The organism is Mycobacterium fragae, assembly GCF_002102185.1.
Classification (GTDB): Bacteria; Actinomycetota; Actinomycetes; order Mycobacteriales; family Mycobacteriaceae; genus Mycobacterium; species Mycobacterium fragae.
The window spans coordinates 439,856-453,268 of the sequence record NZ_LQOW01000031.1 but is presented as its reverse complement, the minus strand read 5'-3'; the positions used below and the strand labels follow the sequence as shown (position 1 = coordinate 453,268).

General features: G+C 68.1%; 12 protein-coding genes. 7 read left to right on the top strand and 5 right to left on the bottom strand.

Annotated features, from left to right (window positions below):
• Nucleotides 1-35: 35 nt before the first annotated feature.
• Nucleotides 36-1,112 carry a glycerate kinase family protein gene (locus tag AWC06_RS20485; protein WP_139820179.1) on the bottom strand — a complete coding sequence of 359 codons (1,077 nt, stop codon included), beginning with the start codon at nucleotides 1,110-1,112 and terminating at the stop codon, nucleotides 36-38.
• Nucleotides 1,113-1,242: 130 nt separating this feature from the next.
• Between AWC06_RS20485 and AWC06_RS20480 the strand changes: the two genes are divergently transcribed.
• From AWC06_RS20480 to AWC06_RS20460, 5 genes are read left to right on the top strand one after another with little or no spacing between them, the layout of a single operon-like run.
• Complete coding sequence (locus AWC06_RS20480; RefSeq protein WP_085199800.1) at nucleotides 1,243-1,923, top strand: DUF3043 domain-containing protein; 681 nt, start codon at nucleotides 1,243-1,245, stop codon at nucleotides 1,921-1,923.
• Between the two features lie 5 nt (nucleotides 1,924-1,928).
• A complete protein-coding gene (locus tag AWC06_RS20475; protein WP_085199799.1) occupies nucleotides 1,929-2,456 on the top strand; it encodes a bifunctional adenosylcobinamide kinase/adenosylcobinamide-phosphate guanylyltransferase in 528 nt (175 codons plus the stop codon).
• Nucleotides 2,453-3,502 (top strand): nicotinate-nucleotide--dimethylbenzimidazole phosphoribosyltransferase, encoded by a 1,050-nt coding sequence (cobT, locus tag AWC06_RS20470; protein ID WP_139820150.1) that lies wholly within the window; start codon nucleotides 2,453-2,455, stop codon nucleotides 3,500-3,502. Before AWC06_RS20475 ends, cobT begins: the two co-directional genes overlap by 4 nt.
• Nucleotides 3,499-4,242, top strand: coding sequence for an adenosylcobinamide-GDP ribazoletransferase (locus AWC06_RS20465; RefSeq protein WP_085199798.1), 744 nt, complete (start codon nucleotides 3,499-3,501; stop codon nucleotides 4,240-4,242). The genes cobT and AWC06_RS20465 overlap by 4 nt, the downstream gene beginning before the upstream one ends.
• A 19-nt stretch (nucleotides 4,243-4,261) precedes the next feature.
• On the top strand, nucleotides 4,262-6,601 hold the full coding sequence (locus tag AWC06_RS20460; protein WP_227371056.1) for a RyR domain-containing protein: 2,340 nt from the start codon (nucleotides 4,262-4,264) through the stop codon (nucleotides 6,599-6,601).
• Here the strand turns inward: AWC06_RS20460 and AWC06_RS20455 are convergent.
• Both AWC06_RS20455 and gcvT read right to left on the bottom strand, forming a co-directional pair.
• Entirely contained in the window at nucleotides 6,598-7,704 is a 1,107-nt protein-coding gene (locus AWC06_RS20455) for a branched-chain amino acid aminotransferase (protein WP_085199796.1), read from the bottom strand. The two genes, AWC06_RS20460 and AWC06_RS20455, sit on opposite strands and share 4 nt — an antisense overlap.
• Nucleotides 7,705-7,727: 23 nt before the next feature.
• Entirely contained in the window at nucleotides 7,728-8,843 is a 1,116-nt protein-coding gene (gcvT, locus tag AWC06_RS20450; protein WP_169715388.1) for a glycine cleavage system aminomethyltransferase GcvT, read from the bottom strand.
• 1 nt (nucleotide 8,844) lies between these two features.
• On the opposite strand from gcvT, the gene AWC06_RS20445 reads away from it, so the two are divergent.
• Both AWC06_RS20445 and AWC06_RS20440 read left to right on the top strand, forming a co-directional pair.
• Complete coding sequence (locus AWC06_RS20445) at nucleotides 8,845-9,951, top strand: adenylate/guanylate cyclase domain-containing protein (protein WP_085199794.1); 1,107 nt, start codon at nucleotides 8,845-8,847, stop codon at nucleotides 9,949-9,951.
• Nucleotides 9,952-9,966: 15 nt separating this feature from the next.
• Entirely contained in the window at nucleotides 9,967-11,502 is a 1,536-nt protein-coding gene (locus tag AWC06_RS20440; protein ID WP_085199793.1) for a leucyl aminopeptidase, read from the top strand.
• Between the two features lie 13 nt (nucleotides 11,503-11,515).
• On the opposite strand, the gene AWC06_RS20435 is transcribed toward AWC06_RS20440, so the two are convergent.
• Entirely contained in the window at nucleotides 11,516-12,940 is a 1,425-nt protein-coding gene (locus AWC06_RS20435; RefSeq protein ID WP_085199792.1) for a phytoene desaturase family protein, read from the bottom strand.
• Nucleotides 12,941-12,948: 8 nt separating this feature from the next.
• A complete protein-coding gene (locus AWC06_RS20430; RefSeq protein WP_085199791.1) occupies nucleotides 12,949-13,413 on the bottom strand; it encodes an SRPBCC family protein in 465 nt (154 codons plus the stop codon).

Genomic DNA, 13,413 nt, shown 5'->3' with positions numbered 1-13,413 from the left:
TCAGTACATCGGTTGGGCGGTCAAAGCCCATTGACTCAACGGTACCTTGTCGCGTCGCTATTCCCGAGTCGTGCGGCCACCTCGGTGGTCAGGCCCATCAGCTGGTTGGCGGCGTCGACCAGGGCCAGCCGCACCGAGCCGGCGTAGTCGGCGATCGCGTAGGCGGCCAGGATCCCCGCTGATTGCAGTGCCAGCGCGTCCAAATCCACCTGGCCCGCCAGCACCAGCACCGGGACCTGCCGCAACCGCGCAGCGGCAGCCAGCGCGCCGACCACCTTGCCGTGCAGGGACTGGTCGTCGAACCGGCCCTCGCCGGTGATCAGCAGGTCGGCGGCGGCGATATCGTCGGCCAGGCCGGTGTGCTCGGCGATGATCTCCGCACCCGATTGACACCGGCCGCCCAGCGCAAGCAGTGCCGCACCGATCCCGCCGGCGGCCCCCGCGCCCGATTCCGCGCTGACCGGCCGCCCGGCCGTCGCGTCCAGCTCGCTGGCCCACTGCCCGAGGCGCTGCTCGAGCGCCGCCACGGTCGCCGAATCGGCGCCCTTCTGCGGCCCGAACACCCGGGCCGCTCCCCAGGGGCCCAGCAAGGGGTACTCGACGTCGGAGGCGGCGATCAGCTCGACACCTGCCAGCCGCCGCCGAGCCGCCCGCAGACCGCCGAGCTCGTCGACCATTCCGCGGCCGCCGTCGGTGCTTGCGGTGCCGCCGAGGCCGACCACGATCCGTGCGACCTTGGCAGTCAACGCGGCCGCGACCAGCTGCCCGACGCCCCGGCTGTGGGCGGCCAGCGCCGTCTGCGGTGTGGGCCGGCCCGGCAAGCGGGCCAGCCCGCACGCCTGCGCACATTCCAGGTATGCGGTGGCCGATTCGGCGTCGAGCACCCACTGCGCCTCGACGTCGTCGTCCAGCGGACCGCGTACCTGCAGTCGTCGCAGCTCCCCCAGCCGGCCGGCCAGCACATCGACAAAGCCGGGACCGCCGTCGGATTGCGGGGCAATGGTGAACTGGTCGCTGGGACGCACCCGGTTCCACCCGGCCGCGATCGCGGCGGCGGCCTCCACGGCCGACAGGCTCTCGCCGTAGCAGTCAGGGGCAACCAGCACTCGCAGGGCCGGTACCTGCGCCGCGGCGGGCGTGACAGCGCCGACGTCGACCGCCGACCCGCTCATCTGGCAAGCGTAGAGCCGGCCAGGAAAAGGCGCATGCCGACGCGAAAAGCGTGCGAAGTAACCTGGCGACGTGAAGCTTCTCGGCCGGAAGAAAGACGAGAGTGCTGTCTCGGAGGAGAACACAGCACCCACCAGCGACGAGGAGACGGCCACGCCACGGACGTCCCGGGGGGCACAAACGACGGCGCCGAAGGGGCGGCCCACACCCAGGCGCAGCGAGGCCGCCCGGCGCAAGGGCCCGGTGGCTCCGGCGCCGATGACCGCAGCCGAGGCGCGCGCCCGGCGAAAGTCGTTGGCCGGCCCCAAGCTCAGCCGCGACGAGCGCCGGGAACACAGTGCCGCGCGGCGCGCCCAGATGGCCGAACGGCGGGAACGCATGATGGCCGGCGAGGAAGGCTACCTGCTGCCCCGCGACAAGGGCCCCGTGCGCCGGTACGTCCGCGATCTGGTGGACGCTCGCCGCAACCTGCTCGGGCTGTTCATGCCCTCGGCGCTGGCGTTGATGTTCGTCATGTTCGGCGTTCCGCAGCTGCAGCTGTACATGTCGCCGGCGATGATGGCGCTGATGGCTCTGATGATGGTCGACGCGATCATCCTGGCCCGCAAAGTGTCCAAGCGGGTTGACGAGAAGTTCCCGGACAATGTCGAAAGTCGTTGGAAGTTAGGCCTTTACGCTGCAGGGCGAGCTTCCCAGATGCGGCGGATGCGGGCGCCCAGGCCCCAGGTCAAGCGCGGCGCCAAGCTCACCTGACCCCGGTGCGAACCCTGGTGCTCGGCGGGATCAAGGCGGGCAAGTCCACCTGGGCGGAGGCCGCGATCGCCGAGTCGCTGGAACCGGCGCAGCCCGTACGCTACCTCGCGACCGGGCCGGTCACCGACAGTGACCTGGCCTGGCAGCAGCGGATCGCCGCGCACCGCAACCGCAGACCCGAGCACTGGTCGACCGTGGAATCCACAGATATCGCAAAGCAATTGCGGCAAGCTCCCGACATGCCGACGCTCGTCGACGACATCGGTTGCTGGCTGACTGCTGTCCTCGACCGCTGCGGCTGGGAACGCGGATCCGTCTCGGGTGACGTCGAGGATCTACTCGCCGCCGTTGCCGAGTTCTGCTCGCCACTGGTGCTGGTCAGCCCGGAGGTCGGGCTGAGCGTGGTGCCGGCCACCGAGTCCGGCCGCCGGTTCGCCGACGAGTTGGGCATGCTCAATCAGCGACTGGCCGCGCTGTGCGAGCGGGTGGTGCTGATGGTGGCCGGCCATCCGCTGCCGATCAAGGGCTCATGATGCTGTTTCCGCCGGTCGTTCCCCCGGACACCGATGCCGCTGCGGCCGCGCGCGCCCGTCAGGCCACACTGACCAAGCCGCCGGGCTCGCTGGGCCGTCTGGAAGATCTGTCGGTGTGGGTGGCGTCGTGCCAAGGTCGCTGCCCGCCAAGGCAATTCGAACGGGCCCGGGTGGTGGTGTTCGCCGGCGACCACGGCGTTGCGAAGTCCGGGGTGTCGGCCTACCCACCCGAGGTGACCAGTCAGATGGTCGTCAACATCGCCGGCGGCGGGGCGGCGATCAACGCGTTGGCAGAGGTTGCCGGTGCGACGGTGCGCGTCGCCGACCTGGCCGTGGACGCCGACGCCGTGACGCCGCAAATCGGCGCCCACAAGGTGCGTCGTGGCAGCGGTGATATCGCCAAGCAGGATGCGTTGACCGATCAGGAGACGTCCGATGCGATAGCCGCCGGCCGCCAGATCGCCGACCAGGAGGTTGACAGCGGCGCGGATCTGCTTATCGCCGGCGATATGGGCATCGGAAACACCACTCCCGCAACGGTTTTGGTTGCTGCTCTGGCCGACATCGAGCCGGTGGCCGCGGTGGGCTACGGCACCGGGATCGATGACGCGGGCTGGGCGCGTAAGACGGCCGCCGTACGTGACGCGTTGTTCCGGGCCACGCCGGTGAGCACCGACCCGGTGGCCTTGCTGCGGAGTTGCGGCGGGGCGGATCTGGCGGCGATAGCCGGATTCTGTGCGCAGGCCGCCGTCCGGCGCACGCCGCTGCTACTGGACGGCATCGCGGTGACGGCTGCCGCACTAGTCGCCGAGCGCCTGGCACCCGGAGCGCGGCTGTGGTGGCAGGCGGGTCACCGCTCCACCGAACCCGCGCATGCGTCGGCCCTGGCCCAATTGGGACTCGATCCGATCCTGGACCTGCGCATGCGCCTGGGCGAGGGAACCGGCGCAACGCTGGCGCTGCCGGTGCTGCGCGCTGCGGTGGCCGCGTTGACGTCAATGGCGACCTTCGCCGCCGCTGGCGTGACCAACCGGGCCGACTCGTGATCCGCTCGCTGGCAACGGCTTTCGGGTTCGGGACCGTCGTACCCGTGCCCGGGCGCACGGACCGCCCGCTGGGCGGCGGTGGGGTGACCGCGCTGCCGGTGGTCGGCGCCGCACTCGGTGCGCTGGCGGCGGCCGTGGCGTGGGTCGGCGCGCTGGCCTTCGGGTCGGGCAACCCACTGGCCGGCCTGCTCGCGGTGGCCGCACTGCTGGCAGCTACCCGCGGACTGCACATCGACGGCGTGGCCGACACCGCCGACGGGCTGGGCTGCTACGGGCCGCCGGAACGCGCGCGGCAGGTGATGCGCGACGGGTCGACCGGGCCATTCGGAGTGGCAGCCGTGGTGTTGGTGATCATCCTGCAGGGACTGGCTTTCGCGACGTTGAGCCCAGTGGGCATCATCGTCGCCGTGTCCGCGGGCCGTGTTGCGGCGGTGGCGGCCTGCCGCCGATCCATGCCGGCCGCCGCGGGCAGCATCTTGGGCGCGCGGGTGGCCGGCACCCAGCCGGGGCCTGTCGTGGCGGCCTGGATCGTTGCGCTGGTCGTGGCGTCCCTGGCCGCCGGTCGTCAACCGTGGCAGGGCCCGGTCGCGGTGCTGGCAGCGCTGAGCTGCGGCGCGGTCCTGGTCGCGCACTGTGTGCGGCGGTTCGGCGGGATCAGCGGCGATGTGCTCGGCGCCGCAATCGAACTGACCACGACGGTGGCCGCGGTGGTGCTGGCCGGGCTGGTGCGGCTGGGCTGACGGCGTTATTTTCAGCGTCGTGCCTTACCGCTGGGTGCGAATCAGCCTTTCAGCTGTTGCCCTGATCCTGCTCGCCTGGCTGTGCGTGCTGGCGGTGCAGCCCTCCGCCGCCGGCGCGCTGCCGGCGTGGGTGAGCTGGTTCGGCCGGCCGGGATCGTGGCCGACGGTCGCGATTGTGGTGGCCGTCCTAGTTGCCCTGTGCGCGTTGACCTTTCGAACCCGCGGCGTCCGCCGGTCGCCAAACGTGCCGATCGCGGTCGTTGCGGGGCTCGCTGCAACCGCTGCGGTGCTGGGCTTCAGCTCGTACTGGGAGTGCCACGACACCACCCACCCGGCCTTTTTCCAGCCGCTGACCTGGACGGCCGCGCTGGTCAAAGGCGGTGTCGGCGATATGACGCTGAACGGGCATGTCTGTCCCAAGACCACTTCCGCCGCCCTGGTGGTCGGCCGCCTGGCCGCACTTGGAGCGATCTTCACCGGGCTCGCCGGCGTGGTGATCGCGTTGTTCCGGTCGCAAGTGGATCGGCTGCGGGCAAGCCGCGCCGGTGCGGTGACCGTTGTCGTCGGCATCGACGACGACACCCGCTCGATGGTCAGCTCGATTGCCGCAACGCTGGACCGGCGCAGCACCCTGGTGGTCGTCACCGGCGGTCCCGACGAGCCCGGCGAACAGGAAGCCCGCCTTCAGGGCGGCCGGGTGGTGTCGGTGGACTTCAACGCACCGGAAACGCTGGAGTCGCTGTCGCTGTGGCGCAACCTCGAGCGGCTCTACCTGATGTCGGCCGATCCGGCGACCAACCTGACATGGCTGGACGCCATTACGCGGGCGCTGGCGGTGGTCGGTCACAAGCAGCGGCTGCCCCTGATCGTCCGAATCGATGATCCGTGGCAAGCCGAGGCCTGGCGCGCCCAGCAGCTCGGCGGGTCTGACACCCGTTGGGCGGCCGATGCCGTCGGCAAATATGAGGTGACCGCTCGGCGGCTGCTCGACAACGTCACTGCGGCCGAGGCCGTTCAGCGTGTATTCATCTGCGGAACAACACCTTTGACGCTGGCACTGTGCGCCGATCTGACTCGCCGCAAACTGGAATACGACTACTACGCAGCACCCGGCGAGGCCGCGCTGCCGTCGCTGACCCTGGTGGGCGAGGACGCCGAGGAATACCTGCAGGATCACGAATTCCACCGCCGGCAGCTCGGATTCGTATCTACCGGGCCGGACATCGAGGCGGCGCCGCACGCGCCGACAGTGTCGACATTGATGCGGTTGATCGGCGATGGCGAGACGGAGCGTAACGCCGTGATATTCGTCGACGACCAGCCACGCGGGCCGTCCGCCAGCACGTCAACCGGTACCCGGCTGGCCGCCCGTTTCCCCAACATGCCGGTCTACTGCTGGGACAGCGACGCCCGCTTGGCCGACGACCCGGCAATCGTGGGCCGGCTGCGGACATACGGCCTCGCACTCGACGTCCCGGAGGGGCAGGCGCAGGATGCGTGGGAGCGCGCAGCCAGGCTGATCCATGAGCGCTACGTGGCCAGCCTCGGGCCGCAGACACCGCATTCGCCGGCACGCTTACCGTGGGACCGGCTCGAGGAGTTCTGGCGCGGGTCGAATCGCCGCCAGGTCCGTAATGCGCTGTGGATGGTCGAGCAGATCGCGGGCCACACCTGGAACACCTGGGGCAGCCCGCCGACACCGCTGCGCGCACAGGACATGGCCGGATTGCCCCCAATCGAACAGCTTGCGCGGATGGGCTTCGACCGTGACGCCGCAATGAAGATGGCACGCGCAGAACACGAAGACTGGTGTCGCTACTACCGCCGCAATGGCTGGAGATACGGCGCGGTCCGCGACGATGCCAAGCGCATCCACGACAAGCTCGTCGACTGGTCGGTGATCGAAAGCGACCCGGAGATGCTCAACACCGCGGTGAACAGTCTGGCCGCCACATTGTGGAGCCTTCGCCAGCTCGGCTATCGCTCACGTCCGCTGTGGCAACCGTTCCGGCGCGTGGGGCTCGTCACCGCCGAACAACGGAGTACGCCGTGGACGTGGACGTCGCAGTCCGGAGAGACGATGCGGGCCGATGCCGGCGACTGGGAGGTGCGGGCCGACGGGCAGAGTTGGTCGGTGCGCGACGACATTTTCCGGGCCACGCACGAGCATGTCGAAGGACGGCAATGGCGAAGGCGCGGAAAGGTTCTCGCCCGACCGGCGCAGCCGGGCGAGACAATCGAGACCTTGGAAGGCCCCACGACCGCCGCCGACGGCGATTGGGTGGTGCGGGGCGCGGACGGCGAACAGTGGCCGGTTCCCGCCGACGAGTTCGCGCAGCGATATGCCGAAGACACCTAGCCCAGCCGCGACATCCAGCCGTGCGTATCGGCGAACGTTCCGCGCTGAATGCCGGTCAGCGTGTCCCGCAGTGCCATCGTCACCTCGCCGGGTTCGCCATCACCGATGGTGAATTCGGTTTCGCCGTACTTCACATGCGCGATCGGGGTGATTACGGCTGCGGTGCCGCAGGCGAACACCTCGGTGATCTCGCCGGCGGCATTCTTCTTCTGCCACTCGTCGATGTCGATTTTGCGTTCCTCGACGGCGAAGCCGGCGTCGGTTGCCAGCTGCAGCAATGAATCCCGGGTGATGCCGGGCAAAAGCGAACCGGACAGCTCCGGGGTGACCAGCCGGGTCGACCCGCCGCTGCCGAACACGAAGAAGATGTTCATGCCGCCCATCTCTTCGATATAGCGGCGTTCCACAGCATCCAGCCACACCACTTGTTGGCAGTCGTTCTCGATCGCCTGCGCATACGCCAAAAGCGACGCGGCGTAATTGCCGCCGAATTTCGCCTCACCGGTACCACCCGGGCTGGCGCGCACGTATTCCGTTGACACCCAGACGCTGACCGGTTTAAGGCCCTGCGGGAAGTAGGCGCCGGCCGGCGAGGCCAACACCATGTACCGATACTGCTTGGCAGGGCGCACGCCCAGCCCCGGCTCGGTGGCGAACACGAACGGTCGCAGATACAACGACTCCTCGCCGCCCGCCGGCGGCACCCAAGCCTTGTCGATGGCGACCAGTTGTCGCAGCGACTGGATGAACACCTCGTCGGGCAGTTCGGGGATCGCGATCCGCCGTGCCGACGACCGCATCCGGGCGGCGTTCGCCTCGGCGCGAAACGACACGATCGACCCGTCCGGCCAGCGGTACGCCTTGAGCCCCTCGAAGACTTCCTGCGCGTAGTGCAGCACGAGCGCCGAGGGATCCAGTTCGATCGGGCCGTACGCGATCACCCGCGCGTCGTGCCAACCCTGGCCGTCGGTGTAATCGATCGACACCATGTGATCGGTGTGATATCTGCCGAACCCGGGATCGGCCAGTATCGCTTCGCGTGCCTCGTCGCTCGTCGGGTTGGCGGTGGGTGAAACCGTGAACTCGAGAACCCCGCTGGCCATCCTGCGATTGTATATAGGCGTGTCTACCGGGTTTTCGGTTCGACAAACGGTGGGCGCACCACTTCACATTCGACGGCGCGACCTCGGACGTCGACGGTGACGTGCTGGCCGTCCTCGATGCCCGCCTCGGTGTCGATCAGCGCCAGCGCGATGCCGACCTTCAGCGTCGGCGAAAAGGTGCCCGACGTGGTGACCCCGACCTCGGTGTCGCCGTTGAGCACCGTCAGGTCGGGCCGCAGCACGCCGCGCCCCACCGCGCGCAGCCCGCGCAGCAGCCGCCGCGGACCTGTCGCCTTCTCGGCCAGTAGCGCGTCACGGCCGAAGAACGCGTCCTTCTTCCAGCCGATGGCCCAGCCGCACCGGGCCTGCAGCGGCGAGATGGCGGTCGAAAGTTCGTGCCCGTGCAGTGGATAACCCATCTCGGTGCGCAGCGTGTCGCGTGCGCCCAGGCCAGCCGGCTGCCCGTCGGCCCGGGCGACCGCGGCCGCCAGCGCGTCGAACACCACGTCGGCTGATTCCCATGGCGGCAGCAGCTCGTAGCCGTGCTCACCGGTGTATCCGCTGCGGCAAACCCGCACCGGGACCCCGGAAAACGTGGCGTCGGCATAGCCCATGTAGTCCATGCCGGTCGGCAGCCCCAACTCGGCGAGCACATCCGCCGACCGCGGTCCCTGAACGGCCAGCACGGCATACGAGCGGTGCTCATTGCTGATCGTGACTCCCGCGGGCGCGGCGTCCTGCAGGGCGGCGACCACCGCGGCGGTGTTGGCGGCATTGGGCACCAGGAAGATCTCGTCGGCCGAGACGTAGTAGGCGATCAGGTCGTCGATGACACCGCCGGATTCGGTGCAGCACAACGTGTATTGCGCTTTGCCCGGTCCGATGCGGTCGAGGTCGTTGGTAAGCGCGGAGTTGACGAACTGCGCCGCGCCCGGTCCGCGGACGGTCGCCTTGCCGAGATGGCTGACGTCGAACAGTCCGACGGTGGTTCGGGTCGCGGTGTGTTCGCTGACGGTGCCGGCATACGACACCGGCATGAGCCAGCCACCGAATTCTGCGAAGTTGGCGCCCAGGTCGCGGTGGCGCTCTTCCAGCGGTCCCCGCTGGGGGTACCGCCCGCTTGCGGGGGAGTCGGTCACGATGCTCCACACTAATGAGGTGGTCGACTTCGATGCCCTCGAAGCAGCGGGGATCGCCGACGCGCGCCAGCGAGCCGGCCTGATCGAGTATCTGGACAGCCTCGGTTTCACCACCGAGGAGATGGCCGAAGCCGAGCGCAACGGGCGGCTGTTCGGCCTTGCCGGAGACGCGCTGCAGCGCTCCGGTCCCCCGATCCACAGCCTGCGCAGCGCCGCCGAGGAGCTCGGGGTGCCCGTCGAGGACATCGAACACGCCTGGGCCATGCTGGGCCTGACGGTCGCGGACGCCGATACCCCCACCTTGAGCCAGGCCGATGTCGATGGGCTGGCGACGTGGGCGGCGTTCAAGGCCGACTTCGGTGAGGACGCCGCGTCCGGATTCCTGCGCGTCCTTGGCGCATCCATGGCCCGGCTGGCCGATGCCTTGTCGTCCATGATCCGCACGGGTCGACCGGAGCTGTGGATCGGGCACACGGGCGATGAACTCATCAGCGCGCGAGCCTTCCGCGCGGTCGCCGAGTACATCCCCAGGCTCGGGGCGATGATGGACGCCGTTCACCGGCACCACCTGACCAGTACCCGCACCTTCGTCGAAGGTGTGGTGTCGGGCCCGTCGGCCAGCGTGGTGTGCGGCGTGGGCTTCGTGGACCTGTCCGGCTTCACGGCGCTGACCCAGATGCTCACACCCGCAGAGTTGTCGACCTTGCTCAACGGCTTTTCCGCCACCGTCTCCGATGTCGTCCACGCCGACGGCGGACGGGTCGTGAAATTCATCGGGGACGCCGTGATGTGGGTGAACTCGACGCCGGAGCGGCTGGCCAAAACGGCGCTCGACCTCGTCGACCACCCATTGGCGCGCGAGGTTGGCCTGCAGGTTCGCGCGGGTCTCGGTTACGGGGAGATCCTGACCATCAACGGCGATTACTTCGGCAATGCCGTGAACCTGGCCGCCCGCCTGGTCGCGGCCGCGTCACCGGGGCAGATCCTTGCCGCGGCGGCCGTCCACGACGCGCTGCCGGATTGGCCCGCGACGGTCCAGGATCCGTTGACACTCAAGGGTTTTGACGAACCTGTGACGGCCTATGATCTGCATGTGCGCACCCTCTGACTAGGGTGGTTCGTCGTGAGCTCCGAATCCGGTTACCAGCCGCCCCCCGTCACCGTCGCCACATCGCTGCCGAGTCGCGGCGTCGCAAAAGCGACGCTGATCGTTCCGGTCGTGACATCCGGTGACGAGGATCAGCCCGGCGCGGTCGTGACCGCGGCCGAGCCGTTCCTCGATGCCGAGGCGGTGGCCGAGATCGAGGACGGTCTGCGTGCGCTGGACGCCAAGGGCGGCAGCGAGCAGACCAATCGGCTGTTGGTGTCGTCGTTGCCGGTGAGCAGCGTGCTCACGGTGGGCCTCGGCAAGCCGCGCGACGAATGGCCCGCCGACGTGATTCGGCGTGCTGCTGGGGCGGCGGCGCGCGCGTTGGGCGGCGCCGAGACCGCGGTCACCACGCTGAGCGAGCTCGATCTGGAGGCCGCTGTCGAAGGACTGATTCTGGGCAGCTACCGATTCACCGCGTTCCGCAGCGACAAGACGGCGCCGAAAGACCCGGGCCTGCGAAAGCTGACTGTGTTATCCACCGCGAAGGGCGCCAAGACGCAGGCTGCGCATGCCGCGGCGGTGGCGACCGCAGTCGCCACCGCGCGTGACTTCGTCAACACCCCGCCCAGCCACCTCTACCCTGACGAATTCGCCAGCCGGGCAAAGGCTTTGGGCGAATCGGTTGGCCTCGAGGTCGAGGTGCTCGACGACAAGGCACTGCAAAAAGGCGGATACGGTGGCGTGATCGGCGTCGGCAAGGGCTCGTCACGGCCACCGCGGCTGGTGCGGCTGAGCCATCTTGGGTCACGGCTGGCGAAAAACCCGAAGCAGGCCAAAAAGGTCGCCCTGGTCGGTAAGGGCATCACCTTTGACACCGGTGGGATCTCGATCAAGCCCGCGACGAACATGCACTACATGACCTCCGACATGGGTGGGGCCGCCGCGGTCATTGCGACCGTTACGTTGGCCGCCCAGCTGGACTTGCCGATCGACGTGATCGCCACCGTGCCGATGGCCGAGAACATGCCGTCGGCGACCGCCCAGCGCCCCGGTGACGTGCTGACCCAGTACGGCGGAACCACCGTCGAGGTGCTCAACACCGACGCCGAGGGCCGGCTGATCCTTGCCGACGCCATCGCCCGGGCCTGCGAGGACAACCCCGACTACTTGATCGAGACGTCCACGTTGACCGGCGCACAGACGGTGGCGCTCGGCTCGCGCACGCCCGGGGTGATGGGCAGCGACGAGTTCCGTGACCGGGTGGCCGCCATCTCGCAGCGGGTCGGCGAGAACGGCTGGGCCATGCCGCTGCCCGACGAGCTCAAGGACGATCTGAAGTCGACGGTGGCCGACTTGGCCAATGTCAGCGGTCAGCGCTTCGCCGGGATGCTGGTGGCGGGTGTCTATTTGCGCGAGTTCGTCGGGGATTCGGTGGACTGGGCGCATATCGACGTGGCCGGTCCGGCCTACAACACCGGCAGTCCCTGGGGCTACACGCCCAAGGGCGGCACCGGTGTGCCGACCCGCACGATGTTCGCCGTATTGGAGGACATCGCACAGAACGGTTGAACAGCGCCGACGGTTATCGCAAATCGGTCCGTAGGGCGCTTCGCGCAGCCAAATACCCGGGCATCCCGTGAACTCCGGGGCCGGGAGGTGTGAAGGATGAACACAGGTAAGTGCCGCGGCGCGGTAACCGGTAGGGCCGCAAGCGGGTAGCCAAGTTCACGCCATATCGCAGCGGATCTTGCAAACCTCCGTTGATAACTCCGCCGCACATGTTCGGGTTGTGCGCTTCCTGCTCCTTGGCGTTGGTCGTAACCTTCTTCACGATCCTGTCTTTGAATCCGGGTGCGAATCGCTCGATTTGGTTGCCGATGGCGTCCGACATGTCCACCGTCGATCCGTTCGGCACATGGCAATAGGTCCATACCGTCTCCTGGCCGGCCGAAGTCCGCGTCGGATCGAAGCGACTCTGATTGGCCAGCAACACAAACGGTTTGTCGGCGTGGCGGCCTTTGTTCACCGCCGACTCGCTTGCCGCAACCTGTTGCAGAGTGCCGCCAAGATGGACGGTTGCCGCGTTCGCACACTCATCGGCCCGCCATGGAATGGGGCCATCCAGCAGGTAGTCGACCTTGCAAAGGCCCGGGCCGTATCGGTAATTCGAAAAGAGGCGCCGATACCAGCTAGGCAAGCCATCGCCGAGGATGGTTGCCACTTGGGTCGGGGATACATCGAGCAGTAGCACACGATGGGCAGGCACGTCCGCCAACCGCCTGACCCAATGACCCAGACGGATCTCGCCGCCAAGGTGCTCGAAATACGCCAGCAGAGCATCTGCGATCTTTTGCGACCCACCGCGAGGCATCGGCCATCCAGTTCGGTGCGCGCTCACAGCGAACATCAGCGCGGCGGCAGCCGTGCCAAAAAGGTTGAGCGGCATGAACGAGTGAGCCGCCATGCCCGCGAGCAGGGCCGGCGCCCTCTCGTCGTCGAAGCGACGCTTTGAGAGACCGGCAATCGAAGCCATCCCAGACCGGGCGAACTTGGCAACAATCAACGGATGCTTTGGGGGAAACGGGTCGAGGATACTGTCGAAGAGATCAATACCGTTGGACACCAACGGGTTTAGCAGCTCTTGGTAGGCGTTACGATCACGTCCCATCCCGGCAGCCGTGCTGCCCACGTCACGATAAAGTGCGACGGCGCTGCCGTCGTCGAGAGGATGGGCGGCTTCGATCGGCGCAAATATCCACTCGAGCCCGTAATCGCCCAATGGCCACCGCCGGAAGGCTGGAGAAGCCATTGCCAGCGGATGTATCGCGGAGCAGATGTCGTGCACCGACTCGTCATCGGTTACGTGTCCGGAGCGGGCACCGCCGCCCGGAGTGTCCGAACCTTCCAGAATGAGAACGCGTTTGCCGGCTTCCGCCAATGTCACACCTGCGGCAAGTCCGTTCGGCCCGGACCCAACCACCACGGCGTCGAATCGATCTGCGGCCATTCCGAGGTTTACTTCACCTGGCTGGGCTGGAGGCGCTCGGTAAGTGCCGCCAGCCGAAGGATGCACTCGCGATTGCGAGGGTGAATGGCAATCAGCGTCAGCTGGTGCGGGACGATGCGAATCGGCCCCTCGGCCGGCACCTCGATCATCTCCACTCGGCAACCGTCCGGGATCTCATGCAGACGCATCGTTATCCGTGCGGCGCCAAATCGCCCGAGCCCGGCACGCAGCACCAGCTCATGCGGCGGGTCGCAGGCTTCCACCTCGGTCTGGTCGTCGATCACCAACGGCCACACCCCGATCGAGTGCCGGATGACGGATCCCGGTGCCGGCCAGTTCGAGTCGACGGCACGCGTGCGGCTATTGCCCACCACCCATTGGGAGTAGGTCCACCCATTGGCCAGCACGTCCCAGACTTGCTGGCAGGAGGCACGCACATCTCGCATCGCGGTCAAGCCGCTTGTCGCAGTCAT

Bases quoted from the DNA above. Each gene is read 5' to 3' on its own strand.
- cobT (WP_139820150.1), top strand. From the start codon at position 2,453: ATGATGCTGTTTCCGCCGGTCGTTCCCCCGGACACCGATGCCGCTGCG.
- AWC06_RS20455 (WP_085199796.1), bottom strand. From the start codon at position 7,704: ATGGCCAGCGGGGTTCTCGAGTTCACGGTTTCACCCACCGCCAACCCG.
- AWC06_RS20445 (WP_085199794.1), top strand. From the start codon at position 8,845: ATGCTCCACACTAATGAGGTGGTCGACTTCGATGCCCTCGAAGCAGCG.
- AWC06_RS20435 (WP_085199792.1), bottom strand. From the start codon at position 12,940: ATGGCCGCAGATCGATTCGACGCCGTGGTGGTTGGGTCCGGGCCGAAC.
- AWC06_RS20430 (WP_085199791.1), bottom strand. From the start codon at position 13,413: ATGACTGCGACAAGCGGCTTGACCGCGATGCGAGATGTGCGTGCCTCC.